The organism is Pseudomonas syringae group sp. 247E2 (genome assembly GCF_032587795.1).
GTDB lineage: Bacteria > Pseudomonadota > Gammaproteobacteria > Pseudomonadales > Pseudomonadaceae > Aquipseudomonas > Aquipseudomonas amygdali.
On sequence record NZ_JAWHPK010000015.1, the window covers coordinates 121,896 to 147,510 of the forward strand.

Consider the following 25,615-nt stretch of genomic DNA (forward strand, 5'->3'; position numbering starts at 1 on the left):
ACGATGCTTCATTTGGACGGTAATACGGTCAAGTCGCTCATGAATATTCAGCTCAGCCTCCAACTTAGCGAGGCCGCGTTCCTGCTGCATTCTTCAGGGCAGGTAGAGCAGCCGTTGCGTACCGTTATCAAGGGCGGTGATAACGCACTGATGGGCGTCATGCCTGCCTACATCAAGAGCGGTCCTTACCAGGGGTTCGGTCTGAAGTCAGTGGTCGTCAGGTTCGGAGACGCTGCCAGCGGTCCTTCTCACATGGGCACGATACTGATTTATGACGAGGCGCAGGTTGCCCCTGTCGTAGGGGTGGACGCAGGTGCAGTTACGGAAATCCGTACAGCGGCTGCATCTGCTCATGCAACACGGTTGCTGGCCGTCCCCGACGCCAGTCGCCTTGCCATCCTGGGCACGGGCTTGCAGGCGAGAGCTCATCTGCAGGCAATGCAAGCGGTAAGGCCGATCAGATACGTTTCAGTATGGGGGCGTAGCAACGAGGCCTGTCGCGAATTTGCGGCCTGGAGCGCGCAGCACTGCGATCTGCCCATTTCGATTTGCAATACCGCTGCCGAGGCTGTTAGCGAAGCCGATATCATCTGTACCACCACTGCTGCACGTTCGCCTATCTTGTTTCATGCGGATCTTCCGGTGCGCTGTCACATCAACGCAATCGGCGCTTCAGCCCCCGGTTTTCAGGAACTGCACGAGGATATCTATCAGGACGTTACGTTATTCACTGACTGCAACCGTTCGGTGCTGGCCGCATCCGACTGCGTGATCAAGGCCGTTGAGAAAGGTCTGCTTGCGCAGCCGGGTGGCGGAACAGAGATCGGCACACTGTGCAAAGATGAAACGCCGCAAACAACTCGAGGCATAACAGTTTTCAAGTCGGTTGGGCTGGCTGTGCAGGATCTGGTGTTCTCTCGGGAAATAATCCGCCAGTGGATAGCGTCCCGTTTAAACGGTTAGCGGTCTTACTTGGTTTACGGCGCTGCTCGCCGGGCACTTATAATTATTTCAAGGAGTGCAACATGCTTGATCTTACTCAGGTTCTTACATATTCGGCTGCGCTGGGCATTGCCGCAGCCATTCCCGGCCCCGGTATGGCTGCGCTGGTAGCACGGAGCGTCAGTGGCGGCGCGGTGTCAGGTTTCTGCCTGCTGTCCGGGCTGATTCTCGGTGACTTGACCTATCTTTCATTTGCAGTATTTGGCCTTGCCATGATTGCCGAACACTTCAATGCGTTGTTTCAGGTCGTGCGTTGGGGGGCCGCGATTTATCTGTGCTACCTGGCCTGGCAGTTCTGGTTCGCAGACCATCAAGCCATAGAAATCGGAAAATCAGCAAAGAAAAAAGAGTTGCTGTCTGCGGCCGCTTCAGGATTGACCATCACCTTGGGCAACCCCAAGACCATTGCCTTTTATCTGGCGCTTTTACCGTTGGTCATCAATCTCGAAACGGTTTCTTTGCAGACGTGGGGGCTGGTTCTGGTGCCGTTGACCGTGCTGGTGTTGCTTGGCGTCGGTGCAGTATTCATATTTGCCGCATTGCGCATTCGACATTTATTGTCGAGCGAGCGCGCCCAGAGAAAACTGTTTCGCGGTGCGGCAGCAATCATGGTAGCGGCGGCAGCGTCGATGCTGGTGCGCTGATCTGCCTGGAGGGTAGATGAGGCCGTTGATGGCCTCATCCGGTCAGCCGTTACAGCTCCTTCTTCAGATGCTTCTCGATCTGCTCAAGCGATTTGCCTTTGGTTTCCGGAAGGCACAGGAAGACAAATATCAACGAGCCGACGTTGATGGCCGCAAAGATGAAGAACGTCGGGTTGCCGATGGTATCGACTGCAATCGGGAAGGTGAATGCCACCGATGCGTTGAACAGCCATTGCATCGATACCGCTGTGCCGGTCAGCAATCCGCGCACCTGCATCGGGAACAATTCCGACATCAGCAGCCAGTAGACCGGCGAGATGCACATCTGCATGAACAGCAGGAACACCAGAATGCAGGCGAGGGCGGTGTAGCTCTGGGTCAGGTTCTGCGGCATGAATTGCAACACGCAACCCAGCGCTGCCTGCATCAGGATGACCATCACCAGTCCGGTCATCAACAAGTGCCGACGGCCATAACGGCCAATCGCCCAAATGCCGAGCAGGGTCGCGATAACCGATACCACGCCGTTGCCGATGGTGGCGGTCAGCGCGGCGTTGGTGCCCATGCCGGTATTCTTGAGAATGATCGGGGTGTAGTACATAAAGGCGTTAACGCCTGTGAGCTGCGCGGTAAAGCCCAGGCCAATGCCGATCAGCAACAACTTGATGACCCAGCCCTGACGCAGCAACTCCCTGGCTTTCGGGCGATGACGAGCCTCCTCGTCCTGCGCTTTCATCTCGTCCACTTCGCGCTGCGCATCCTGCTTGTTGGTGCGCAGTTGCTCCAGCACATCCTGCGCTTCATCGAAGCGGCCTTTGGACGCCAGCCAGCGCGGCGACGGCGGTACGAAGAATGTACCGACCAGCAGCAACACTCCCGGCACCATGGCGATGGCCAGCATGTAGCGCCAGATGCCAGGTGTGTGCAGCAGAGCGGCCATGACCGCGCTTAGAACGTAGGCGAGCAACTGGCCGCTGACGATCATCAGTTCGTTACGGCTGACCAGTCGCGCACGCCGCGACGGTCCGGCGATTTCGGCAATGAACACCGGCACCGTAGCCGAGCCGCCACCCACCGCGATACCCAGCAGGAAGCGCGCAGCGACCATGAACGGAATGGAAGGCGCAATGGCCGTGCCCAGTGCGCCAGCAATGAACAGCACCGACAACAGGCGCAAGGTCAGACGGCGTCCGAAACGGTCGGAGATGTAGCCGCTGGCAAGCGAGCCAAACGCAGCGCCGACGATCAGTGAGGCGGTGATCATTCCTTCGCTGTAGGCATCCAGGCCCAGCCCGCCCTGATCGGTGGGTAGCGTCATGAAAGGCAATGCACCGGCGATGATGCCGGTGTCATAGCCGAACGCCAGCGCACCCATGGTGGCCACGAGCACGGATATAAAAATGAGTCGATTCGGTGAAGCGCTTTGCCGACCTTGCGGATCGGCCGCTGCTGAGGTGCTACTTGAAGACATGAATCTGAAGTCCTTCGTTTGAAACCAGCGTCGCGCCAGTACGTAGATGTCAGGCTTAGGGCGATGTGTTGCGCGCTAGTTCCCTACAAACCCGGTCGGGATTGAATTCTTAAAGGCGTTCTGCGTGCGAGGATGGCTGAAACGATTAACTTGATCTGGTCATAATGACCAAAATTTTCTTGATATTGGTTAATAAGACTAGGTCTTTTTGACTTAAAAATCTGCTATTCATTGATTCCAAAGCAGTTTTTATCTGGCACGCGCGTTGCTCTGACTCCAGTAACGAAACTGCTCACTCTGGAATTGATTATGCTCAGCACTGCCCATAGCGACATCATTAAAGCCACCGTACCGATCCTTGAAACAGGCGGGGAGGCACTGACCACTCATTTCTATCGCATCATGCTCAATGACTATCCTCAGGTTCGTCCGCTGTTCAATCAGGCCAACCAGGCAAATGGCGCACAGCCACGGGCGCTGGCCAATGCGGTGTTGATGTACGCGCGCAATATTGATCGCCTCGAAAACCTCGGGCCGCTGGCGGCGCAGATCGTCAATAAACATGTCGCGCTACAGATACTGCCGGAGCATTATCCGATTGTCGGTGCCTGCCTGCTGCGCGCCATTCGCGAGGTGCTGGGCGCAGAGATCGCAACGGATGCAGTGATCGATGCATGGGCTGCGGCGTATCAGCAACTGGCTGACATGCTGATCAATGCCGAGCGCGATGTGTATGAAAGCATCGCCGCAGCACCGGGTGGCTGGCGTGGCGGACGGCTGTTCAAGGTTGTTCGCAAGGTGCCGGAAAGCAGCGAGATCATGTCGTTCTACCTGCAGCCTGTTGATGGTAAACCGGTCATCGCGCACAAGCCCGGTCAGTACATCGGTATCTGGTTGAACACCGAAGGCGGAGAAATTCGTAGAAATTACTCGCTCTCTGCGCCTGCCAACGGTGTGAGCTATCGCATCAGCGTCAAGCGAGAGCAGGGCGGCGTTGCGTCCGGCTACCTGCACGATCAGGTCGCAGTGGACGACACCGTAGAATTGTTCCCGCCCTCTGGCGAGTTCGTGCTTATCGAAGGCAGCAAACCGCTGGTACTGATCAGCGGCGGTGTCGGCATCACCCCGACGCTGGCCATGGCGGAAGCGGCGTTGCAGGCAGGTGGCCGACACGTCGTGTTTATCCACTACGCGCGTAATGCCAGCGTGCAGGCGTTCCAGGCGGTCATTGATGATTGGCGCGAGCGATATGCGCAGTTTGCGGCGCACGTGGTTTACAGCGAAGCTACGGCCGGTGACGCACCGGCAAATACCGTGACGGGGCTTGCTTCGACGGAGCATCTGCAGCAATGGTTGCCGGAGGACACGGATGTCGAGGCCTACTTTCTTGGTCCGAAGCCGTTCATGGTGTTCATCAAGCGCGCGCTGCACGAGCTGGGTGTTCCGGACCGGCAGAGCCATTATGAGTTTTTTGGTCCGGCCGAGGCGTTGGCCTGAGCGCATTCAGATGCGCAGAAGCGCATATCTTTTGAAGCATCCCCTTAAAAAGGCTGCTTCAAGTATTTTTTGAACAGGAGGGCGCACCATGAATCTGGCCGAGCAATATCGAGCTTACATCGCCTGTCTTAACGAACGCCGCTGGCAGGATCTCGGCGATTTCGTCGACGACGATGTGCAATACAACGGCGAGCGGATCAGCGTGGCCGGCTACCGGGCGATGCTGGAAAACGACGTCAGGATTATCCCTGACCTGCGTTTCAACATTGACTTGCTGGTGGTTGAGGCGTCACAGGTTGCTGCCCGCCTGATATTCAACTGCTCGCCGCAGGGGCGATTTCTGGGGCTGGATGCGCATGGCCAGCGCATTACCTTTTCTGAAAACGTGTTCTACACATTCAGCGACGGCAAGATTGTCAGCGTCTGGTCGGTCATTGATAAAGCCGCAGTGGAGCGAGAACTTCGTGGCGAGCCAGCGGCCGGCTCCAGTGACAGAGGCGCCTGAGATTTTCATCGGTGTGCAGCTCATCAACGCAGCTTTTCCGGCACGCTCGTCGAAGTAACAGCATTTCAGGGCACTCCCCGGTGGCAGCGCAGTCTTTTCTAGACACTTTCACCCCGCGGAGCCCGACATGATCACTGTCCACCACCTGAACAACTCACGTTCGCAGCGCATTTTGTGGCTGCTTGAAGAGCTCGACCTGCCCTACGAGATCAAGCGTTATCAGCGCGACCCGAAAAGCAATCTTGCGCCGCCTGAACTCAAGGCTGTCCATCCGCTGGGCAAATCACCGGTTATTGAAGATGGCCCTCATGTTGTCATCGAGTCAGGTGCCATTGTCGACTACCTGATTCGCCGTCATGGCGATGGCCGACTACAACCGGACCCTGCCAGCGCTACCTACGATGAGTACGTGCAATGGCTGCATTTCGCGGAAGGCTCGGCCATTCTCCCGCTGATGCTCAACCTGTACGTAGGACGTCTGGGTGACGCTGGCGCACCGCTGCATCCGCGAATTCAGTCAGAGCTGGCCAATTATCTGGGTTACCTGAACGACTCTCTGGGGTTGACGCCTTATCTGTTGGGAGAAGATCTGAGTGGCGCGGATATTCAGATGAGCTTCATTGGCGAGTTCGCCAAGGCTCAGGGAATGCTGCAGCCGTACCCGAATGTGACGGTGTGGGTTGAAAGACTGCAGGGCAGGCCTGCGTACCGCAAGGCTTTGGAGCAGGGTGGGGAATATTCTTTCGCCAAGTAACCGCCGTGCCTGAGGCGCTTGCGCCGCGCATAGTCACGAGAAGTGTTCTCCCGGACACCTCTCGTTCCCATGCTCCAGCGTGGTAACGCAGTTCTCGACGCTCTGCGTCGCAAGAGGACGCAGAGCGTCCAGAAAGGCATGCGACGCAGAGCGCCGCACGATAGTTGCGGTTATCGTTCCGCACGCTCTGCGTCGCCAAGGCGCGTACGTTGCTGGTCAGCCTTCGGACAGGCTTACCGAATCCTGATCCGCTTCGGCCGCCAGCTTCAAGCGGTCGGCCTTGCTGATGTATTTGGCCTTGCTCTGCGGGGCCAGTTTTGCGCTGGCCTTTTTTGCGCTGGCCTTTTTTGCGTGGGCTTTCAGTAGCTGCTGTATTTTTTTACGACGATTCATGCTCTTCAACTCGCTTGCAGATGCGTGGATGATACCAGCTGGAATATCTGCTCATACACGCGTCGATTACCCTACGTTTCCAACCATCTGCCACAGCGACGCCCCGACACCGGTGATGCTCTCTCCGGCAATCAGGCCTGCCGCTGCGGTAATGGCGAAGCGTTCTGTAAGGGACGGCCAGCGACAGTTCACCAGCCAGGTAAGCACCGCGCCAAGGGCCATCATCAGAGATACTGAGGCTGGCAGGACAAAAGCCAGGCCCAGGGCGGCGGCGCTCGGCATGTACCGGGTGCGATGGGCGGGTAACGTGCTGTCGAGGATGCCCAGCAACAACCCCGCCAGCCCGCCGATGAAAATTGCCCAGCGGATACTCGCTGACAATGAATCCAGGCCGTGGGTCAGCGTTTGCGCGACGGCTTTCCAGGTGGCCACCGCCGGGGCGGGCCATTCCTCGGTAAGCAGCATCGATTGCGGGTCCGGGATCAGCGCCATGTAAGCCAGGACGCCGACGATGCTGCCGACGAAAATCCCCAGTGTCTGGGCGATCAACTGTTTACGCGGCGTGGCACCAATCGCCCGGCCGACCTTGAAGTCGTTCATCAGGTCCGTGCATTGCCCGGCAGAACCTCCGGCCGTGTTGGCGCTCATCAAGTTGATCGGCACCTGCCCGGGCGCGACGATGCCGAAGCTCAGTTGGGATAACTGCCCGATTGCCCCAATGGGAGGAATGCCGGTGGCACCGACCACTCGAGCCGCCACGGCCGCCAGGCAGATTGCCAGGGGAATGGTCAGCAACGCCATCCACAGGTTAATGCCGAACAACAGCGCCTGCAGGCTAACGACCAATATGATCGCCAGTACGAAACCGGCGGCAGGCCCTGCCTTTGGCATTGACCACGTCGTCCCGCCACTGGCTCTGGTGGATTTGTGCAGTGCCCACAAACGAATCGCCAGTGAAGCCAGGGTCGAGCAGACCATCAGGCTTACACCCGGCCACAGCAACCATTCCACCAGTGCTGCGAACTGCGGGCCGCTGCTGTCGGCCGGTAATATCACCAGCCCCTGTTCCAGCAGCCACGGCCCCACGCCGCCCCAGGCCAGCAGAGCACCGAGCAGCAGGGTAATGCCGACGCGAATGCCGATAATTGCGCCAAACCCCACCAGCAGCAGCGAAGGGTCGGCGGTAAAGGTCAGACGCTCCAGGTGAGCGCTCGGCGACCAGCGCGGGAAGGCCCATATGAACGTGTCGACCCACTTGGCCAGCGCAGACAGCAACGCGGTGCTGAGCAGCACCTTCAAGCGTATTGCGGCTTCGCGCCCATGGTTGTAGATGTGTAGCAGGGTTTCCAGAGTGGCCATGCCTTCGGGAAACTTCAGCGACTTGTCGTTGAGCAGTGATGGGCGCAAGTACCAGGCAATCCAGATCCCCAGAAAGCTCACCGAAAAGACCCAAGCGATCATCGGGATGGCGTCCAATTGCTGGCCTGTCAGCAAGGTATAAGCCGGAATCGGCGCGACCAGCCCGCCGGAAATGATCGACGCAGCGGCCGAGGCGACCGTCTGATTGATGTTGCTCTCATGCAGCGTCCACGGCAGCTGCCCGGAGGCGCGCTTCGACAGCCCTTGCCAGATCGCATAACCGATCAACAGCGCAATGATCGACATGTTGAACGACCAGCCGATCTTCAACCCGGCGTACACATTGGAAGGTGTCAACAGGATACCGAGCACGACCCCGGTAATGACCGCGCGCAGACTAAGTTCACGCTCGACAGGACTGGCAAGAGGGATCGATGGCGAGGTTGAAAGCATGCGAGTTCCTTTCGGCAATGAGACAAGGCAACCTATAAAGTGAGCGTCATATCGGCCGAAGGTTCATATGGCAGGCTTCGTTGTGGAGTGGCGTTAAGGCATCCGTTTGTCCCGATCTTTGCCGACCGGCTACGCAGGGTGCCTGTTGCGGGAGCATCAGAAATCAGACTCTTGGAAGGACATCGCCACGCGCCCTCTGATGAATTACAGGCGGTGAACCAGAATATCCAGCCCCTCGTCAGTGTGTGGAGTCTGGAAGTAGCGCGTGATCAGCCTGAACTCCGCATCTGTAGCCGCAAATTCATGCTCTGCTGTTTCGTTACGAGCATGCAGTCTGGCAAGGCAAATATCATCTTCCACATCGAGATAGTGCAGTCGATGCTTAACCTGAGCGTCTTCAGCCAGGCTGAGAAGCCACTCACGGTCTGCAAGCGTGTTTGCAGGAAAATCCAGAACCAAGCAAATGTCTGACTTCAGCATGTCTATGACCAGAGGGCCGATGATGTCGCGAATTCGATGGGCCAGACGCACGTAGTCCGCCACTGATTTGATCTCGTCAGGGTAGAGCCGAGAGAGCCATTGATCTTCACTGAGCAGGATCGCTGAATGCTCGGTCGCGATTGATTTTGCCAGTGTCGATTTACCGGATGCGATCTTGCCGCACAGCAGGTGAAGTTTCGTGGCGAGCATCAAGGCGTGTCCCTTTTCCAGTCGTAAGGTGTGCATTCCTGAGCAGAGGCGAGGCCGTGACCCTGCGGGAGCCTCTCAGCCAAGCACATTCAGCGCATCATTGAAATGGCACTCGCGATCATCACCGCAACGTGTGCGTCATTCTAGTCGCATAACCCTGCGGCGATCATCCTGCGCACGGCGCGGGCAATATCTTGCGTCGCCTGCCCGGTCTGCTCGCCTGGCAACTGATCGAACATATGCGGCACGCCTGGGTAGACATGCAATTCCATCGGCACCCCCGAGCGCGACAGGGTCAGCGCGAATGCCAGGTCCTCTTCCAGAAACAGGTCCAGTGCGCCAACGCAGATGAAGGTGGGCGGCAGATCGCTCAGGTCGGTGGCCAGTGCGGGGGAGAACAGGGTCTTGCGATCATCGTCCAGTGCGTAGGCACCGCGCAGGCTTTCCCAGCAAAAATGATTGGCCTGGCGCGACCAGCTGAAAGTGCCGGTAGTCGGGTTGGCTGGCGGAGCGTCAGGCGCGCCAGTGCGGTGATCGAGCATGGGGTAGATCAGCACCAGACCGGCGAGTGTCCGCAGCCCTTTGTTTCTTGCCAGCAGAGCGAGCGCGGCAGCAAGCCCGCCGCCGGCGCTGTGGCCCATGATCACCAGGTTACCGGTGTTCATGCTCAGCGTCGGCCCGTGGCTGAATATCCACTCCAGCGCTGCGTAACAGTCTTCCAGCGGGATCGGGAATGGATGCTCGGGGGCGAGCCGATAATCGACAGCGACGATGATTGCCTTGAGCTCGACGGCTAGCTCTGCGAGGTAATCATCGGCCATCTCCGGGCTGCCCAGAACAAAGCCGCCACCGTGGATATACAGGATGACGGGGAGTCCAGAGTGAGAGAGCGAAAGGTCCGGACGATAAAGACATAACCTGACGCCGTTGTCCGAATCGGAGGAGGTCCAGTGTTGCTCGCCGCGCTTGGTGGCGGCGGTTGCCCATGAGGCGCTGACGCGAGCCCTGATGTCGGCAAGGGTGTGCAGCGTCCAGTTGCTCGACGGCTCGTCCATGAACCAACGATAGGCCGGGTCCAGTAATTCATCGGCGTTCAATACGTGCTCCCGAGGCGCAGGGAAATAAGCCCCTGCGCCTGTCAGTGCTTAAAGCCACGCCTTGATTTGCGTACAGACGGCGGGCGTGGAAATGCCATAACGATCATGCAGTGTAGGCAGCGCTCCAGCGTCGAGAAAAGCGTCCGGCAGGGCGATCTGCCTGAAGGTCGGTGTAACGCCATTGCGCAGCAACACCGTCGCCACTGCTTCGCCCAGCCCGCCGATAATCGAGTGGTTTTCGGCGGTCACCACCAGACGGCCTGGTTTTCTGGCTTCCGCCAGAATGGTCTGCTCGTCCAGCGGCTTGATGGTCGGCACGTGCAGCACCGCAACATCGACACCGTCGGCCTGGAGTGCCTTGGCCGCTTCCAGGGCACGCATGGTCATCAGGCCGGTGGAGATGATCAGCACGTCGTTGCCGGTGCGCAGGGTCTTGGCTTTGCCGATCTCGAATGTGTAACCGTATTCGTCCAGCACCAAGGGCACGTTACCGCGCAGCAGGCGCATGTACACCGGGCCCTGATGCGCTGCGATCGCAGGGACCGCCTGTTCTATTTCCAGTGCATCACAGGGGTCGACGATCATCAGGTTGGGCATGGCGCGAAAGATCGCCAGGTCATCGGTGGCCTGATGGCTGGGGCCGTAGCCGGTGGTCAGGCCCGGCAGGCCGCAGACGATTTTGACGTTGAGGTTGTCCTCGGCAATCGCCATACAGATGAAGTCGTAGGCGCGACGTGAGGCGAACACCGCATAAGTGGTCGCAAACGGTACGAAGCCTTCCCGAGCCATGCCCGCAGCCGCGCTCATCAGCAACTGTTCGGCCATGCCCATTTGGTAGAAACGTTCAGGGTGCGCTTTGGCGAAGATATGCAGGTCGGTGTATTTCGACAGGTCAGCCGACAGCCCGACGATATCCTGACGTTGCTCCGCGAGCGCCGCCAATGCATGACCGAACGGAGCCGGGCGGGTGGCCTGACCCTCGGAGGCGATGGACGCGATCATCGCCGAGGTAGTGAGTTTTTTCTTCGGGGCAACGGACGGAGCCGAGGTGTTATTGGCAGAGCTCATACGGTTTTCCCCTCGTCGAGGTTGTTCAGTGCGACGTCCCATTCGTGCTCATCCACGCGGATGAAGTGGGTCTTTTCACGGGTTTCCAGAAACGCCACGCCCTTGCCCATTTTCGTGTCGCAGATGATGACCCTGGGCTGAGCGCCGACGTGTTGGCGGGCCGCGTCGAAGGCTGCGACCAGTGCGTTCAAGTCGTTGCCGTCGACGCGCTGGGTAAACCAGCCAAACGCCTGCCAGCGATCCACGATGGGTTCGAAAGCCAGCACTTCACTGGAGTGGCCATCGGCCTGCTGGTTATTCACATCGACGATCGCGATCAGGTTGTCCAGTTTCCAGTGCGAGGCGGACATGGCCGCTTCCCAGGTCGAGCCTTCGTTCAGCTCGCCGTCCGACAGCAGGTTGTAAACGAAAGATCTTGAGGCCTTGCGCTTCAGCCCCAGGCAGGCACCTACCGCAATGCCCAGACCATGACCTAGCGAACCGCCGGTTATTTCCATTCCGGGGGTGTAAGTCGCCATCCCGGACATGGGCAAACGGCTGTCATCCGAGCCGTAGGTTTCCAGTTCATCGAGCGGGACGATTTCCGCCTCTATCAATGCCGCGTACAGCGCAATGGCATAGTGGCCGATCGACAGATAAAAGCGGTCGCGCTGCTCCCATTCAGGGTCTTCAGGCCGATAGTTCAGCGCGTGAAAATAGGACACGGCGAGCAGGTCCGCAGCGCCCAGTGCCTGTCCGACATAACCCTGGCCCTGAACCTGGCCCATGCGTAATGCGTGCCGGCGAATGTTATGAGCACGCTGCGCCAGCGAGGTTGAAGGCGCAGATAAAGTAGTGGCTGTCATGGTGATTACTCCGTTGACTCAACGATTGACCGAGGCGGCGGGGATGCGCAGCACCAGATAGGCGCCGATGAACAGCACGCCGGTAATCAGGTACATGCCGATGGCGCTTGAGCCGGTCGTGGTGGTGATCCAGCCGATCAGGTAGGGCGAACAGAAGCCCGCGAGATTGGCGAAACTGTTGATTCCGGCGATCCCGGCGGCCGCCGATACCCCGCCCAGCAGCGTGGTAGGCAGCATCCAGAACATGGAGGACGCCGAAAGAATGCCCGCAGCGGCGAGGCACAGGCTGAGCACCGACAGCAGCAGATTGCCGCCGAACAGCGCTGCCAGGCTTAACCCCAGAGCGCCTGCGATCATCGGACCTACCAGGTGCCAGCGGCGTTCTCGATGCTTGTCGCCGCTGCGCCCCATCAGCAGCATCACGACGATTGCGCACAGGTAGGGAAGGCTGGTCATCAGGCCGATGTGCAGCGGGTCGGAAACGCCTGCGTTGCGAATCAGCGTCGGCAGCCAGAAGGTGATCGCGTACTGGCCCATCACCACGCAAAAGTAGATGCACGCCAGCAGCCACAGACGCTTGTCGCGAATGAAGGCGCCTACCGACGCGTGTACCACTTTCTGGCTGTTGTCCTCTTGCAGTTCCTTGTTGACCAATTCCTTTTCTTCAGCGGACAGCCATGTCGCCTGGTGCACGCCATCCTTCAGATAGCTCAGTACCAACAAGCCGACGATCACCGTCGGGATCGCTTCAAGGACGAACATCCATTGCCAGCCGGCCCAGCCATGAACGCCTGCGAAGCGGGTCATGATGTAGCCCGACAGCGGACCGCCGATCATGCCGGACAGCGGGATGGCGATGAACCAGAGCACGGTCATGCGCGCGCGGCGATAAGAGGGGAACCAGTACGTCAGGTACAGCAGCAGGCCCGGCGCCAGACCGGCTTCCGCCACGCCGAGCAGAAAGCGCAGGGCATAGAACTGCCAGGCGGTTTCGACAAAGGCGAAGAGGGCGGAAATGATGCCCCAGGAGATCATGATGCGGGCGATCCAGCGTCTTGCCCCGACGCGATGAAGGATCAGGTTGCTGGGCACTTCGCAGAGGAAATAGCCGATGAAGAACATGCCGGCACCGAGGCCGTAGACGGTCTCGCTGAACGACAGGTCGTTCATCATCTGCAGCTTGGCGAAGCCGACATTGACACGGTCCAGGTACGCGCACAGGTAGCACAGCATCAGGAACGGCATCAGTCGCCAGGCGGTCTTGCGGTAGGCATTGGCGCGCGTGGTCGACACCGCGTCGAGGGTCATGGTGGTTATCATGATGGTCTGATCTCTTGTTTTTATAGACCGCCAGGCATTCGCCCGGCGTATCGTCGATCCAGAACAAACACGGGCTGTTTGCCAGCCCGTCCACACGCGGTCAGTGAATCAGCATGCCGCCGTTCACATCCAGCGTGATACCGGTGAGATAGGACGACAGGTCGCTGGCCAGAAACAGCGCGGCATTGGCCACGTCCTGCGCTGCGCCCAGGCGGCCTAGCGGAATGCCGTCGATGATCGCGTGGCGTCGCTCATCCTGCATCAGACCGCCGGTGATATCGGTATGAATCAGACCGGGGGCGATGGAATTGACACGCACCTGATCAGGCCCGAATTCACGTGCCATCGCCTTGCCCAGCCCCAGCACGCCGGCTTTCGCTGCGCTGTAGTGAGGGCCACCGAAAATGCCTCCGCCACGCTGGGCGGAAACCGAAGACATGCAGACGATGCTGCCCGAGGATTGGGCGCGCATGGTCGGGATCACCGCTTGCGACATGAGCAGAGTGCCGCGCAGGCTGACGTCGAGCACCTTGTCGTAATCGCCAGGGCGGATGTCCAGAGTCTTGATGGGCTGTGTGATACCCGCGTTATTCACCAGAATGTCAATGCGACCGTAGTGCGCGATGATTTTGCTGACGGCTTCGTGAACCTGTTTTTCATCGGCGACGTTGGCTGCCAGGCCCAAGTGGCCTTCACCCAACGCGGCAGCGGCATCGCGTGCAGCGGATTCGTCCAGATCGATAATGACCACGCGTGCACCATGGCGGGCGAACGTGACCGCGGTTGCGCGACCGATACCGCGCTCCGACGCCGCGCCGGTGATGACTGCGATTTTGCCTTGAAGAAGCATGAGGGATACCTCTGATTATTGTTGTTGGGTTCGATTCGGGTGATCGATGACTTCAGAGTGTTCCCGGTGCCGGTTCTGAGCAATGCCGCAAAAATCACTGGGTGCTGAAAAAAATTCACCTCTCGTCAATCCGCAATACCAGTGGTTGAATGCATGAAACTCGAATAATCGGACACATCGGAGTGTTCATGCAGCCTGATGACGATGCACCTCTGAGCCTGCCACCGCTGAAAGCGCTTCAGGCCTTCGAACAGACTGCCCGCTTCGGCAATCTGGCCAGAGCAGCCGAGGTCCTGGACCTGACACCCTCGGCAGTTAGTCACCAACTGGCCAGACTGGAGGCTTTGATCGGACGGCAATTGTTCGTCCGGGCCGCGCGCGGTGTCACGCTCACGCCGGTCGGCGAGCAGTATCTGAAAGATGTCTCGGGGGTGTTGCACAGCCTTGCCGTCGCGACCGAACGTGCGGCAAGCGATGTCAGTCTCGATTGCTTGCGCCTGCATTCAGCGCCCAGTTTCGGGCTGCTCTGGCTAATGCCGAGGCTGGAGGCGTTTCGGGTAAGCCACCCGCATATCCAGATCAACCTGTCGTGCTCTTATGAGTCACTGCATTTCAGCCGGGACAAGATCGATGTCGATATCCGTCATGGCAGGCCAAACTGGCCGAGCTACGAAGTGCGCACCCTGCGTGACGAGAAATTCGCTGTGCTGGCGTCTCCGCAACTGCTGGCGCGTCGCCCGGTGCACAGCGCAGCGGATTTGCTCGACCGCGAATTGATTCTCTCCGAAGCCACGTTGCTCAAATGGCCCGAATGGTTTGCCCGGCATGGACTGGCTCGCCCGGAAAAGCCTTATGCGCTGAGTTTCGACCGCTCGTACATGACGCTGGAAGCCGCCAGTCACGGCTTGGGTTTTTCGCTGGAAAGCACCTTGCTGGCGCAAAAGTATCTGGGCACTGGCGAACTGATCGAAGTTGCGCCTCAAGAATTGACTGCACCGGTTGCAGCGCATCATCTGGTCTTTCCCAAGGCCCATTCCGGCTTCCCCAGAGTCAGAAGATTTCTTGAATGGATGGAGAATGAGTTAGGGCAGGGGTTTGTGTTTTGAGCCGCCCCGCTTATGTTTTAGCCTCTTTGCCAAGCGTGAGCATGGCATAGGGCATGGCCTCATTCTCATGCGGTCTGAATAAGCCTCACCATGGAGATGTCATCATTTATGGAAAATAAACTGGTTTCCAGGACCGCAGTCGTTACCGGCGCGGCTCAAGGCATCGGTGCCGCCATTGCAAGACTCTTTGTGCAACAAGATCGCGCCTGCGAAAGACAGTTTTTACCGATTCTGTTGAATAAGTCGTCGACCAATGATCAGCCCGTTTGAGAAAACCAGTTTTTTCAACACAGCCGGCCCAAAGCTGCCCTTCGCGGGGAAAAAAATCATGGCTAAGTGCTACCGGTCGCAAAATACCGCAGCGGTGATGCTTGATAATCGTTTTTCTGAGAGACTGAAATTCGACAATTGTGAAAAGAGAGGCGCGCTTCAGTCTCTCTTTTACTCCTTCAATTTGAACCACGCCGCGGAACAGGATTCTGCGGCCGTTGGGAGATCCGTTTGCTTAATGTCCCCAAGGATCTGATCGGTGATGACCGCCTGTCTCATATGCTGAGTGCCAGCGAGAGACTGACCTGTGCGGCCTCGGTGGAGGAGGTCGTCGCTGTGTTGAGGGACACGGCGCGCGCTGCGGTAGGCGCGGAGGGCATTGCGGTCGTCATTGAAAATGAAGGCCGCTGTTCTTATGTAGCCGAAGATGCGGTCTCTCCCCTTTGGCAAGGACAGAGCTTCCTGATTGACCATTGTGTATCTGGTTGGACGATGCGTCATGGTGAGACGGTTGCGATCCGTGACGTTTGGCTCGATCCACGCATCCCGCAGGACGCTTACGCGCCGACCTTTGTCCGAAGCCTCGTGATGGTGCCCATCGGTAGACCTGTTCCGTTCTCGGCGCTTGGCGCTTACTGGTCCGATGTTCGCGATCATGATCCCGATACGATCAAACTGTTGGAAAGTCTGGCGCGACTGGCAACCATCGCAATCGAGAATGCGCGCCTGACCCAGGCACGCAATCGCGGGGCGGCACTAAGGACCACTCAGAATCGAATCCTGGAGCTGGCTGTAGAAGTAACAACCCTGAACGTTACCCTGGATGCAATCGTCCGCGAAGTGGAAGCGCTGTCAACGTCGGGATTCGTGGGGAGCATCGTGCTCCTGGATGAAGACATGGAGCACGTGGAGCATTGTGCCGGCCCGAGTCTGCCTGACGCTTACACTGACGCTCTCAAAGCCATTGCTGTCGCCCCGTTCCTGTGCTATCAGAGCGCATTAATGGCAGTGGCCGACATCATGATCGACCCACGCTGGAGCGAGTTTCGTGATCTGGCCGTCGGACATGGGCTGCTCGTCTGCTGGTCGGTTCCTATCCGTTCGGCGCAGGGCGCACTGCTCGGTGCGTTCGTCCTGTACCACCGTGAGCTGCGTGAGCCATTGCCAGCGGATATTGAGATCATCAACTTCGTGGCTCATACGGTCGGACTGATTGTTCACCGTGCACGAACGGATTCCGCGATCCGTATCAGCGAGTCGAGATTGCGTCTTGCCGTCGACCACGCCGATGTGGGTTTCTGGGACGTGGATTTGGTTCATGACACGCTGGTTTGGCCTTCACAAACCAAGGCGATGTTCGGCATCTCGGCTAACGTGAAAGTCACGTTGCAAGATTTTTATGATGGTTTGCACCCTGAGGATCGTGATGCGACGATCGACGCCTTCCTGGCGGCCGCAGATCCAGAGCGTCGCGCGCTCTACGAGGTCGACTACCGCACGGTTGGCCGAGAGGACGGCGTCGTTCGCTGGATCGCGGCAAAGGGGCGCGGGGTGTTCAATGCAGCCGGTGTCTGTTTGCGCGTCACCGGCACCGCAATCGAAATCACTGCTCGCAAGGCCGCCGAGGAGGAGTTGAGGGAGCTTAACGACACCCTTGAAAGGCGAATTGTCCAGGCCATCGCCGAGCGCGAGGAGGTCCAGCAGACGCTGCGCCAGAGCCAGAAGATGGAAGCGATGGGGCAGCTTACCGGCGGCGTTGCGCATGACTTCAATAACCTGCTCACGCCCATTGTGGGCACGCTCGATCTGCTTCTGCGACGTGGCGTGGGTGGCGATCGAGAGCAACGTCTCATCTCGGGCGCAATGCAATCGGCGGAGCGTGCCAAGACGCTGGTACAGAGACTGCTGGCCTTCGCGCGCCGTCAGCCGTTGCAGACGGTTCCGGTCGATGTGGCCAAATTGCTGAGCGATATGGGCGATCTGGTGGCCAGAACGGCCGGGCCGAAGATCAAAGTGGTCGTCGACGCTCCAGAGAATCTGCCCGCTGCCATTGCCGATCAAAACCAGCTGGAGATGGCTGTTCTCAACCTTTCCGTGAACGCGCGTGACGCGATGATCGGGGGCGGCACGCTGTGCATATCTGCCGGCACGGTGCTGGTCGGCGATGGGCATCGTTCGAAGCTGCCGAAAGGCGAATACCTCTGTTTAACCGTCGCAGATACGGGCACTGGCATGGACGCTGCCACGCTTGGCCGAGCGGTGGAGCCATTCTTCTCCACAAAGGGTGTCGGCAAAGGGACTGGTCTGGGTCTTTCGATGGTGCATGGGCTGGCATCACAATTGAACGGTGCTCTCACGATTCAGAGTTCGCCAGGTTTCGGGACGAAAGTGGAGCTGTGGTTGCCGCGCAGCATGGCCGTGCCAGCAGCGGCTTTGCACATTGTCGAGGCGTCAGAGCCGCTATTGACGCGCGGGATCGCGCTGCTGGTCGACGATGAGGAACTGGTACGGGCAAGCACCTGTTACATGCTGGCCGAGCTGGGTTACCGCGTGATCGAGGCCGGGTCAGGTGAAGAGGCCATGCAACTGATAGCCAACGGGCAGGCATTTGATCTGCTGATCACTGACCACCTCATGCCGGGTATCAACGGGACCGATCTGGCCCGGGTGGTCCGCTCCTCAAGGCCTGGAACCGCGGTCCTTCTGGTCTCCGGGTATGCCGAACGTGAGGGCCTTGATCCGGATCTTCCGCGGCTCACAAAGCCGTTTCGCAAAAGCGAACTTGCAGCATGCCTTGCCCCGCTTCACGGCAAGGGCGGCGGCCCCGCGTCAGAAGCTTATGGCTTGGCACCCTGACCTTCGCCAGAGTACGGGGTGAAGGCCGTCGTTCCTGTCAGCTCGGCTTTGGCAGTCAATGATGTGCCGCTCATCCCAGGCTACGGCCTCACACCTGCCGACGGGATGATCATCGACGCTATGCCTCTAAACCTCCTTGGGCTGTGAAAATTTGCAGGGTTGGCCGCTAGCGCTTATATCCGCCCCTCAAACGGCCAGCCGATGCGCTTTCCAAGCATCACCGTCCTCGCTTTGCGAGCCTGTCCACAGCAGCTGCTTTTCCGGCGCACTAAACATCGAACGCAGGTTTTTTTCGATGGTGTTGCACAAGTCTTCCATGCGAATCCGGTGCTGACTGCTGCCGAAGGGCGCTTGCAGGTCGGTGCCGATACGGTCCATTGCCAGTAGGAGGCAGCCGACTACTGTGGATATCGCCGGGGTGAACCAGCCCAGGGTGGTTACCATGCTCAGTGGCATGATGACGCAGAACAAGGTGCTGAACAGCCTCGGAAAATAGACGTACGGGTAGGGCAGAGGTGTGTTGGCGATGCGTTCCATGCCGCCCTGGCAGTTGGACAGTTCGACCATGGTCGACTCCAGTCGCGCCAGACGAATGCTGTCGATGCGTCCCGCTGCAAACTCTTCGGAGATGATGGCCGCCGAGCCGTTCAGAATGTCATTGGGAAAGTTATTGCTATCAGAGGCCCGACGAATTTCGGCGTCCGACAACAGTCCGTCGAGTTTTGCGGTGCCGACATCGCCTTTGAGATGGGCCCGCAGTGCCCGCAGGTAGGCCACGTGGCGATGAAACAGCACTTCTTTCACCGGGTTGTTGCGATCATCGGTATTACCTTCAATCAAGGTAATCACCTGGCGGCCATAGCTGCGTGAGCTATTGACCATCGCGCCCCACAACGTACGCGCTTCCCACCAGCGGTTGTAGGCACTTGTGTTGCGAAAGCTGATCAGCACGATCAATGCCGAGCAAAGCAGAGTGAGAGGCATCAGCGGGAAATCGATGCCCTTGCCTTCGATCAGCATGACATCCATGGTCACGGCCAGGTCCCAGAGCAGAAGCCAGAACAGCGACCAGCCAACATAGGTCACTGTTCTGCTGATGCACCGCCATTTTTTTTCGAAAAGACCCGTCATTACGGCACTCCCTTGCTGGGTTGGAAAAAGGCTGTGCATGTTCATTGAACACGCTATGCCGCGAACTTACGCCGCTTGCCTTAAAGCCCGCTTAATTTCCAGGTGCGTAATCTTCAACACGGTTTGCTGTGCTGTTTCGGCTGGAGCCTTTGAGTTCGGCATGCACAGGTCATGCACTGGAACCGTCAACGGATCCGGGACCACACAGCCTTTGTCGATCCTGTTCAATTGGCGGGTAGCCGGACGTTTCGCTGTTTCTGGCGTTGTTTGATCGACACTTCGCTGCATTGCTTTCGCGCAACTACTCGTTCCGGACAAGCCCGCCTCAGCGTTTTGCTGTTCAAACTCCGTAGACCGAGAGGGAATTTCCATGCACATCAACCGATCCGCCCCACAACCGCCTGGTATTGAGATGGAGAGCTTTCGAACCGCGTCTGACGCGTCTCTTGCTTCCAGTTCTGTGCGGTCCGTCAGCTCCGGTGCGCAGGACAATCTGCATGCGATTACTGATTACCTGAAGGATCATGTGTTCGCTGCACACAAATTGCCGTTGACCGACTCATTGGAGGACCACGCTGCCATTCATGCTCATAACGAGCAGATCGATGCGCTGATCGATGCACGCGCCAGGCGTTTGAGCGAGCAGGGCGAAACCCGTGCAAGCATCGGAGAAACATTTGCCAAGGCGGAAAAGTTCGACCGATTGGCGACTACCGCATCAAGCGCGTTACGGGCCACGCCATTTGCCGCGGCTTCGGTGCTTCAGTACATGCAACCGGCGATTAACAAGGGCGATTGGCTACCTGCTCCACTCAAGCCGCTAACCCCGTTTATTTCCGGGGCGCTGTCGGGAGCGATGGACCAGGTGGGCACCAAGATGATGGATCGCGCGACGGGTGATCTGCATTATCTGAGCACCTCGCCGGACAGGCTCCATGATGCGATGGCTACTTCCGTGAAACGCCACTCGCCAGGGCTTGGCAGGCAGGTTGTGGACATGGGGATTGCGGTGCAAACGTACTCGGCGCGCAACGCAGTACGCACGGTATTGGCGCCGGCACTGGCGTCCAGACCGGCAGTCCAGAGTGCTGTTGACATCAGCGTGTCGACGGCGGGTGGTCTGGCTGCCAACGCAGGCTTTGGCAACCGCATGCTCAGTGTGCAGTCGCGCGATCACCTGCGTGGTGGTGCATTCGTGCTCGGCCTGAAGGATAAAGAGCCCAAGGCTGATCTGAATGAAGAAACCGACTGGCTCGATGCTTACAACGCGATCAAGTCGGCCAGCTACTCAGGTGCGGCGCTTAACGCTGGCAAGCGGATGGCCGGCCTGCCACTGGACATCGCGACTGACGGGCTCAAGGCGGTGAGAAGTCTGGTCTCGGCAACCAGTCTGGTACAAAACGGTGTTGCCTTGGCGGGCGGTTTCGCAGGGGTAGGCAAGTTGCAGGAGATGGCGACGAAAAACATTACCCATCCGGCGACCAGTGCTGCGGTCAGTCAGTTGACCAACCTGGCGGGTTCGGCAGGCGTTTTCGCAGGCTGGACCACCGCTGCACTGGCGACTGACCCTGCGGTTAAAAAAGCCGAGTCGTTCATACAGGACACGGTGAAGTCGACTGCGTCCAGTACGACAGGCTATGTCGCCGACCAGAGCGTAAAACTGGCGAAAACCGTCAAAGACAAAGGCGGGGAAGCGCTCGTCAATACCGGTGCCAGCTTGCGCAACACGGTCAATAACCTGCGTCATCGTCCCGCTCGTGAAGCGGATATCGAAGAGGGTGGTATTGCGGCGTCTCCAAGTGAAACACCGTTTCAGCCTGGGCGGTCGTAAGCAAACTGTAAGTTGCAATTAGACGGTAAAAAGGGGTGGGTTCAACGAGTGAGGCCACCCCTTTTTTCCAGCTGTCCGGTTGGGATTCAAAGCTCTGTGTGTTGGGTCGAGGCCTTGGTTTTATCATAGGCATGTTTGACATCGGTCATGGCGATGTTGCTGGTCTCCAGCTGCAGGTCTTCGCTGTCGCTTTTTACCAGTGCGAACTTGCCGTGATTAGCGTCTACACCGTCCAGCTTGATATTCATGTCATCAAACTGCTTTTCACCATTGGTGCGAACCAGCGTTCCGAAATTGTTGGCTTCGAAACCAGCGATGTTCAAATGAGTGTTCGCGTTAAGTTGGACAACCTTATCGTCTGCGTTTTCAGCACTGCTGTTTTTGATTTGCAGATTGGTCACCTTTGCGCCTCCCTCGCCCTTGACGGTGATCATGTCCTCCCCGACGTTTTCGGCGTGCACGTTATCGATGGTGACTTGCTGGGCGTCCTTGGCTTTCACGTGTATGCCATCCACTTCGTTCTCACCCAGGTTAGCGTTTTTCAAGGTGGCGCCTTCTGCCAGTTCGAACAAAGGCTTCTGGTTTTCGCTCTGGTCTCCGTTACCCATCGACTTGTCGGCGGTGAAGGTTGCGCCGTGTGCGTCATAGACTGTGTTGGCAGCGACTTTGATGGTGTCTTTCACCACAATGACCTTGCCTGCCTGGTCGTTGGCGCCCGCTGTATCCGAAACCGGACCCGTGCCTGAGGTATGGTTGGGGTTGGCCAGTTGCGGTGTGATTTGCGGTGTTACGCCATCATCGTTCTCGCTGCTGCCTTCGACAGAAGGCGTGTTGCCACCTGTTGCAGTGGGTGCAGGGCTGTCGCCGCCGTCACCGCCTGTTGCAGTCGGCGTATCGCCACCGCCATCACCTGTTGCAGTGGGTGTATCGCCGCCGCCATCGCCCGTTGCGGCTAGCGTACTGCCGTCACCGCTGTCCCCGCTATCGGTTGAAGGCGTACCGAGCCCGCCATTGTTCTGAAAAGGGTCCTGCCACTCGCTCGAGTCCTGATCTGTGTCCTGTTTTTTATTAAGGTTCATGAGCATCTGCAGCAGTGAAACAATCAATGCACTGAACAGCTTGATGAGGTTGGACTCGGGGTTTGCTGTGTTGTTGGCATCCTGCGGGCTCTGCACGCTGTTGTCAGGTTGCCCGAAACTGACGTTTTTCGGTGCGGCGCTGTTGAACAGCATGGCACCAGCGTCTACGGCCTGTGGGGCGTTCTCATCGTGGAAGGTGTTTGTCTGCGGGCTTTTTTCACTCAGCGCCGAGAAGTCCAGCGCGGCTGACGTGGGTTGGTAGGGTGTGGGGGTGATACCGATGCTCATGATGTTTTACCTCGATGGGGTGGACATATGAACCAGCGTCGTCTTCCGGATTTACCAGCGTCGGTCGCCGCGTCCCTGTCAGTTCTATAGGTCGACGAGGAATTCGCCAGATGTTGCTCGAAGTGAGTGGCAAAGCGAGGTGAGCGGTTCCCGTTTCGCCGCTATTGATGGCGATGTTTTCAATACGCCATCCCTGGTGCGCTTGACGAGCACACGGAACCAAAACGCCTTTACCTTCGACTCAGTGCGGAACACACCGACAGAAAAACGGTGTGGTCTCATATCGCACTCAGAGGCCGTGAAATGACCAATAATGACCCGTACCACACCCTGATAAATGAAATCTGCGCGCTCAGCCTTATTTCCACGCCTGAACGTTTTTACGAGTCTGCCAATTTCAAAATCAGCGAAGTGGACTTCACACTTCAGTATCAGGATCGCGATGAGGGCCGTGCTGTTTTGATTTACGGCGACATGGGAGCGTTGCCGACACGCAATCGTGACGCTGCATTGCTGGCGTTGATGGACATTAATTTTCATATGTTCTCGGGTGCCCATAGCCCGGTTTTCTCCTGGAATGCTCAGACCAGTCGGGTATTGCTCATGGGTTCCGTGAGCCTGGAGCGAGCCTCTGCCGAAGGCGTGCTGCTGTTGATGAAGTCGTTCGCTGATTTGGCGAACGAGTGGCGCGAGCATGGGTTCATCGGGCAGGTCAAAACAGCAGGTGCCCCGGTTGAGCAGCCTGTTGCCACGGCAGCCAAACGCGAGAGCCTATCGGCCTCAGGGAGGTTTCAATGAACACTCCGCGAATCGGTGGATCGGGCGGCATCGAGCTCGCCCGGATAAACCAGCAGCCCGATGCGATTCCCGCCCAGACCGCTCACCCGAATGCAGTGACGCCAGGCATGAATCCGCCGCTGACTCCCAATCAGGCAGGGCCGCACGCAGCCGAAAGCTCGGCTACCGGTGCCGCGCGGCTGAATGTTGCGGCGCGACACACGCAGCTTTTGCAGGCCTTCAAGGCTGAGCAGGCGACAGCTCCGGTCAGCGGCGCGCCGATGATCAGCTCGCGTGCCGCGTTATTGATTGGCAGCTTGCTACAAGCTGAAAAGCTGCCTTTTGAAGTCATGGCCGAGCGTCTCTCCCCTGAGCGCTATCAACTGAAGCAGTTTCATGGTTCGGACTTGCAACAACTGCTGGACAAGTTTACCCAGCCGGGTCAGGCCCCCGACAAAGCCGAAGTCGGTCAACTGATCAAGGGCTTCGCGCAATCGGTCGCCGATCAACTGGAGCACTTTCAGTTGATGCATGACGCTACGCCCACCAAGACAGGCCCGCATGCCAACGAGGATCGGGCGACTCTTGCCGTCAGTCAGACAGCCCTTGGCGAGTACGCCGGTCGTGCGAGCAAGGCAATCGGCGAAGGGCTCAGCAAAGGCATCGTGTCGCTGGATGATCACATCGCTGCACTGGATGTGAGCCTGCAAAGTGCCGAAGAGGGCGCCAAGGACGCTTTGCACGCTAACAGACAGGCGCTGGTTGATGCGAAAACCACTCTGGTCGGCCTGCACGCCGATTTCGTCAAATCGCCAGAGGCCAAACGCCTTGCTTCGGTCGCCGCACACACACAACTGGACACCGTCGTCAGTGATCTTGTCACTGCCCGCAACTCGGTTGGCGGCTGGAAAGGTGCCGGGCCGATTGTCGCGGCTGCGGTTCCACAGTTCCTGTCGTCAATGACGCACCTGGGTTATGTGCGTTTGTCCACCAGTGACAAGCTGCGAGAGGAGGTGCCTGAGACCAGCAGCGACGCCAGCATGCTCAAGGCGGCGATAACCGGAATGGTCGCGGGCATTGCCCACGAGACAGTCAACAGCGTAGTGAAACCGGTGTTTCAGGCTACTTTGCAGAAGACTGGCCTGAACGAACGGCTGAACATGGTGCCACTCAAGGCTATCGATACCAATTCGGTGATTCCTGACCCCTTCGAACTGAAAAGCGAGCACGGTGAGCTGATCAGAAAAACGCCCGAGGAAATCGCTCAGGACAAGGCGTTCGTCAAGGGCGAACGCGCAGTGCTGAATCAGAAGAAGGTCCAGGGTTCGTCCACCCATCCAGTGGGTGAAATGATGGCTTACAGTGCCTTTGGTGGTTCACAGGCCGTGCGCCAGATGCTCAACGATTTACACCAGATCAATGGTCAGACGCTGAGTGCAAGAGCCTTGGCATCCGGCTTTGGCGGGGCGGTGTCTGCCAGTTCGCAAACGCTTTTGCAGTTGAAGTCGACGTATGTCGATCCCGCAGGGCGCAAAATTCCGGTATTCACGCCAGACCGAGCCGAGACAGAGCTGAAAAAGGATCTGGCCAAAGGTATGGACCTGCGCGAAGCCTCGGTACGTACCACGTTCTATAGCAAGGCAATATCGGGTATTCAGAGCTCGGCGCTGACCTCGGCACTGCCGCCTGTGACAGCCCAGCCGGAAGGCGCGCGCGGTACGCTCAGTGCGGGGAATATCCTGCGCAATATGGCTCTGGCCGCAACGGGCTCGATTTCCTACCTGTCCACGCTGTACGCCAACCAGTCTGTCACCGCCGAAGCCAAGGCGTTGAAGGATGCGGGGATGGGGGGCGCAACGCCGATGCTGGATCGTACCGAAACAGCCTTGAACAACATCCGCCATCCGAACAGGGCATCGCTGCCACATACCTTCCAGCCGAGCACGTTGAGCGGTATTCCAAGGGCTATGGAAAGCGCTTATCACATGGGACGAGGCGCGTTGCAGCTGCCAACCCAGATGGCCGTGGACACGGTTCGAGTGTTGGCAGACGGTGCGCTGAACGGCGTGTCGTCAGCACGCGCTGCGCTTACGCCAGCAAAACCGCCTGAAGCTCGCGGGTCCGCCGACGAGCTCCGGAACACGGCCCCAACGCCGCCATCCAGCCCCACAGTGCAGAGGCCGGCACCCTCCGTTCCGCTTGACGACGAGCAGTTGCGGGCGCTCGAAGAAGGCTTGCTCGCTCCGCGTTGATTCCAACGCCGGGCACAGTCCGTACCTGTCTGCTGTCCGGCTGATTCATACTGCTTTAACGTTAAAGGACTATAACG

22 protein-coding genes are annotated in these 25,615 nt (G+C 58.4%); 11 read left to right on the forward strand and 11 right to left on the reverse strand.

Annotated features, from left to right (window positions below; genetic code table 11):
* Positions 1-3: 3 nt before the first annotated feature.
* A complete protein-coding gene (locus tag RYC18_RS15750) occupies positions 4-963 on the forward strand; it encodes an ornithine cyclodeaminase family protein (protein ID WP_005743271.1) in 960 nt (319 codons plus the stop codon).
* Positions 964-1,025: 62 nt separating this feature from the next.
* A complete protein-coding gene (locus RYC18_RS15755) occupies positions 1,026-1,646 on the forward strand; it encodes a LysE family translocator (protein ID WP_005743272.1) in 621 nt (206 codons plus the stop codon).
* A 49-nt stretch (positions 1,647-1,695) separates the two neighbouring features.
* Here RYC18_RS15755 and RYC18_RS15760 read toward each other — a convergent pair whose 3' ends face one another.
* Positions 1,696-3,117 (reverse strand): sugar porter family MFS transporter, encoded by a 1,422-nt coding sequence (locus RYC18_RS15760; RefSeq protein WP_002552378.1) that lies wholly within the window; start codon positions 3,115-3,117, stop codon positions 1,696-1,698.
* A 309-nt stretch (positions 3,118-3,426) separates the two neighbouring features.
* Here RYC18_RS15760 and hmpA point away from each other — a divergent pair, with 309 nt between their 5' ends.
* The 3 genes from hmpA (at position 3,427) to RYC18_RS15775 (ending at position 5,873) form a co-directional block, all read left to right on the forward strand.
* Positions 3,427-4,614 (forward strand): NO-inducible flavohemoprotein, encoded by a 1,188-nt coding sequence (hmpA, locus tag RYC18_RS15765; RefSeq protein WP_316886463.1) that lies wholly within the window; start codon positions 3,427-3,429, stop codon positions 4,612-4,614.
* Positions 4,615-4,702: 88 nt separating this feature from the next.
* A complete protein-coding gene (locus RYC18_RS15770) occupies positions 4,703-5,119 on the forward strand; it encodes an ester cyclase (protein ID WP_005743275.1) in 417 nt (138 codons plus the stop codon).
* Positions 5,120-5,246: 127 nt separating this feature from the next.
* On the forward strand, positions 5,247-5,873 hold the full coding sequence (locus RYC18_RS15775) for a glutathione S-transferase family protein (RefSeq protein WP_005743276.1): 627 nt from the start codon (positions 5,247-5,249) through the stop codon (positions 5,871-5,873).
* A 216-nt stretch (positions 5,874-6,089) separates the two neighbouring features.
* On the opposite strand, the gene RYC18_RS15780 is transcribed toward RYC18_RS15775, so the two are convergent.
* The 8 genes from RYC18_RS15780 to RYC18_RS15815 form a co-directional block, all read right to left on the reverse strand.
* Complete coding sequence (locus tag RYC18_RS15780; RefSeq protein ID WP_316886464.1) at positions 6,090-6,266, reverse strand: DUF2986 domain-containing protein; 177 nt, start codon at positions 6,264-6,266, stop codon at positions 6,090-6,092.
* Between the two features lie 66 nt (positions 6,267-6,332).
* Complete coding sequence (locus RYC18_RS15785; protein ID WP_057405395.1) at positions 6,333-8,078, reverse strand: OPT family oligopeptide transporter; 1,746 nt, start codon at positions 8,076-8,078, stop codon at positions 6,333-6,335.
* Positions 8,079-8,282: 204 nt separating this feature from the next.
* A complete protein-coding gene (locus RYC18_RS15790; protein ID WP_316886465.1) occupies positions 8,283-8,768 on the reverse strand; it encodes an ATP-binding protein in 486 nt (161 codons plus the stop codon).
* Positions 8,769-8,911: 143 nt separating this feature from the next.
* A complete protein-coding gene (locus RYC18_RS15795) occupies positions 8,912-9,865 on the reverse strand; it encodes an alpha/beta hydrolase (RefSeq protein WP_117140298.1) in 954 nt (317 codons plus the stop codon).
* 48 nt (positions 9,866-9,913) lie between these two features.
* On the reverse strand, positions 9,914-10,933 hold the full coding sequence (locus tag RYC18_RS15800) for a transketolase family protein (RefSeq protein WP_011167980.1): 1,020 nt from the start codon (positions 10,931-10,933) through the stop codon (positions 9,914-9,916).
* Positions 10,930-11,778 (reverse strand): transketolase, encoded by an 849-nt coding sequence (locus RYC18_RS15805; protein WP_005743283.1) that lies wholly within the window; start codon positions 11,776-11,778, stop codon positions 10,930-10,932. Before RYC18_RS15805 ends, RYC18_RS15800 begins: the two co-directional genes overlap by 4 nt.
* Positions 11,779-11,796: 18 nt before the next feature.
* Complete coding sequence (locus RYC18_RS15810; protein WP_054076863.1) at positions 11,797-13,098, reverse strand: MFS transporter; 1,302 nt, start codon at positions 13,096-13,098, stop codon at positions 11,797-11,799.
* Positions 13,099-13,198: 100 nt separating this feature from the next.
* Positions 13,199-13,948 carry an SDR family NAD(P)-dependent oxidoreductase gene (locus tag RYC18_RS15815; protein WP_004656170.1) on the reverse strand — a complete coding sequence of 250 codons (750 nt, stop codon included), beginning with the start codon at positions 13,946-13,948 and terminating at the stop codon, positions 13,199-13,201.
* Positions 13,949-14,136: 188 nt separating this feature from the next.
* Between RYC18_RS15815 and RYC18_RS15820 the strand changes: the two genes are divergently transcribed.
* The 3 genes from RYC18_RS15820 to RYC18_RS15830 all read left to right on the forward strand — a co-directional run bounded on the left by RYC18_RS15820 (position 14,137) and on the right by RYC18_RS15830 (position 18,180).
* Positions 14,137-15,054, forward strand: a complete 918-nt coding sequence (locus tag RYC18_RS15820; RefSeq protein WP_316886466.1) for a LysR substrate-binding domain-containing protein — start codon at positions 14,137-14,139, stop codon at positions 15,052-15,054.
* A 108-nt stretch (positions 15,055-15,162) separates the two neighbouring features.
* Positions 15,163-15,324, forward strand: coding sequence for a hypothetical protein (locus RYC18_RS15825; protein WP_316886467.1), 162 nt, complete (start codon positions 15,163-15,165; stop codon positions 15,322-15,324).
* 336 nt (positions 15,325-15,660) lie between these two features.
* Entirely contained in the window at positions 15,661-18,180 is a 2,520-nt protein-coding gene (locus tag RYC18_RS15830; RefSeq protein WP_410478376.1) for an ATP-binding protein, read from the forward strand.
* A 186-nt stretch (positions 18,181-18,366) separates the two neighbouring features.
* Here RYC18_RS15830 and RYC18_RS15835 read toward each other — a convergent pair whose 3' ends face one another.
* Positions 18,367-19,311: a bestrophin family protein gene (locus RYC18_RS15835; RefSeq protein WP_316886468.1), complete on the reverse strand. Its 945-nt coding sequence runs from the start codon at positions 19,309-19,311 to the stop codon at positions 18,367-18,369.
* Positions 19,312-19,771: 460 nt separating this feature from the next.
* On the opposite strand from RYC18_RS15835, the gene RYC18_RS15840 reads away from it, so the two are divergent.
* Positions 19,772-21,142, forward strand: a complete 1,371-nt coding sequence (locus tag RYC18_RS15840) for a type III effector (protein WP_316886469.1) — start codon at positions 19,772-19,774, stop codon at positions 21,140-21,142.
* An 86-nt stretch (positions 21,143-21,228) separates the two neighbouring features.
* Here RYC18_RS15840 and RYC18_RS15845 read toward each other — a convergent pair whose 3' ends face one another.
* Positions 21,229-22,509 carry a pectate lyase gene (locus tag RYC18_RS15845; protein WP_117140305.1) on the reverse strand — a complete coding sequence of 427 codons (1,281 nt, stop codon included), beginning with the start codon at positions 22,507-22,509 and terminating at the stop codon, positions 21,229-21,231.
* Between the two features lie 303 nt (positions 22,510-22,812).
* On the opposite strand from RYC18_RS15845, the gene RYC18_RS15850 reads away from it, so the two are divergent.
* Both RYC18_RS15850 and RYC18_RS15855 read left to right on the forward strand, forming a co-directional pair.
* Positions 22,813-23,307 (forward strand): CesT family type III secretion system chaperone, encoded by a 495-nt coding sequence (locus tag RYC18_RS15850; protein ID WP_117140306.1) that lies wholly within the window; start codon positions 22,813-22,815, stop codon positions 23,305-23,307.
* On the forward strand, positions 23,304-25,538 hold the full coding sequence (locus tag RYC18_RS15855) for a restriction endonuclease (protein WP_316886470.1): 2,235 nt from the start codon (positions 23,304-23,306) through the stop codon (positions 25,536-25,538). The genes RYC18_RS15850 and RYC18_RS15855 overlap by 4 nt, the downstream gene beginning before the upstream one ends.
* The last annotated feature ends 77 nt before the right edge of the window (positions 25,539-25,615 follow it).

Bases quoted from the DNA above. Each gene is read 5' to 3' on its own strand.
- RYC18_RS15750 (WP_005743271.1), top strand. From the start codon at position 4: ATGCTTCATTTGGACGGTAATACGGTCAAGTCGCTCATGAATATTCAG.
- RYC18_RS15755 (WP_005743272.1), top strand. From the start codon at position 1,026: ATGCTTGATCTTACTCAGGTTCTTACATATTCGGCTGCGCTGGGCATT.
- RYC18_RS15760 (WP_002552378.1), bottom strand. From the start codon at position 3,117: ATGTCTTCAAGTAGCACCTCAGCAGCGGCCGATCCGCAAGGTCGGCAA.
- hmpA (WP_316886463.1), top strand. From the start codon at position 3,427: ATGCTCAGCACTGCCCATAGCGACATCATTAAAGCCACCGTACCGATC.
- RYC18_RS15770 (WP_005743275.1), top strand. From the start codon at position 4,703: ATGAATCTGGCCGAGCAATATCGAGCTTACATCGCCTGTCTTAACGAA.
- RYC18_RS15775 (WP_005743276.1), top strand. From the start codon at position 5,247: ATGATCACTGTCCACCACCTGAACAACTCACGTTCGCAGCGCATTTTG.
- RYC18_RS15780 (WP_316886464.1), bottom strand. From the start codon at position 6,266: ATGAATCGTCGTAAAAAAATACAGCAGCTACTGAAAGCCCACGCAAAA.
- RYC18_RS15785 (WP_057405395.1), bottom strand. From the start codon at position 8,078: ATGCTTTCAACCTCGCCATCGATCCCTCTTGCCAGTCCTGTCGAGCGT.
- RYC18_RS15790 (WP_316886465.1), bottom strand. From the start codon at position 8,768: ATGCTCGCCACGAAACTTCACCTGCTGTGCGGCAAGATCGCATCCGGT.
- RYC18_RS15800 (WP_011167980.1), bottom strand. From the start codon at position 10,933: ATGAGCTCTGCCAATAACACCTCGGCTCCGTCCGTTGCCCCGAAGAAA.
- RYC18_RS15805 (WP_005743283.1), bottom strand. From the start codon at position 11,778: ATGACAGCCACTACTTTATCTGCGCCTTCAACCTCGCTGGCGCAGCGT.
- RYC18_RS15810 (WP_054076863.1), bottom strand. From the start codon at position 13,098: ATGATAACCACCATGACCCTCGACGCGGTGTCGACCACGCGCGCCAAT.
- RYC18_RS15815 (WP_004656170.1), bottom strand. From the start codon at position 13,948: ATGCTTCTTCAAGGCAAAATCGCAGTCATCACCGGCGCGGCGTCGGAG.
- RYC18_RS15820 (WP_316886466.1), top strand. From the start codon at position 14,137: ATGCAGCCTGATGACGATGCACCTCTGAGCCTGCCACCGCTGAAAGCG.
- RYC18_RS15825 (WP_316886467.1), top strand. From the start codon at position 15,163: ATGGAAAATAAACTGGTTTCCAGGACCGCAGTCGTTACCGGCGCGGCT.
- RYC18_RS15835 (WP_316886468.1), bottom strand. From the start codon at position 19,311: ATGACGGGTCTTTTCGAAAAAAAATGGCGGTGCATCAGCAGAACAGTG.
- RYC18_RS15845 (WP_117140305.1), bottom strand. From the start codon at position 22,509: ATGAGCATCGGTATCACCCCCACACCCTACCAACCCACGTCAGCCGCG.
- RYC18_RS15850 (WP_117140306.1), top strand. From the start codon at position 22,813: ATGACCAATAATGACCCGTACCACACCCTGATAAATGAAATCTGCGCG.
- RYC18_RS15855 (WP_316886470.1), top strand. From the start codon at position 23,304: ATGAACACTCCGCGAATCGGTGGATCGGGCGGCATCGAGCTCGCCCGG.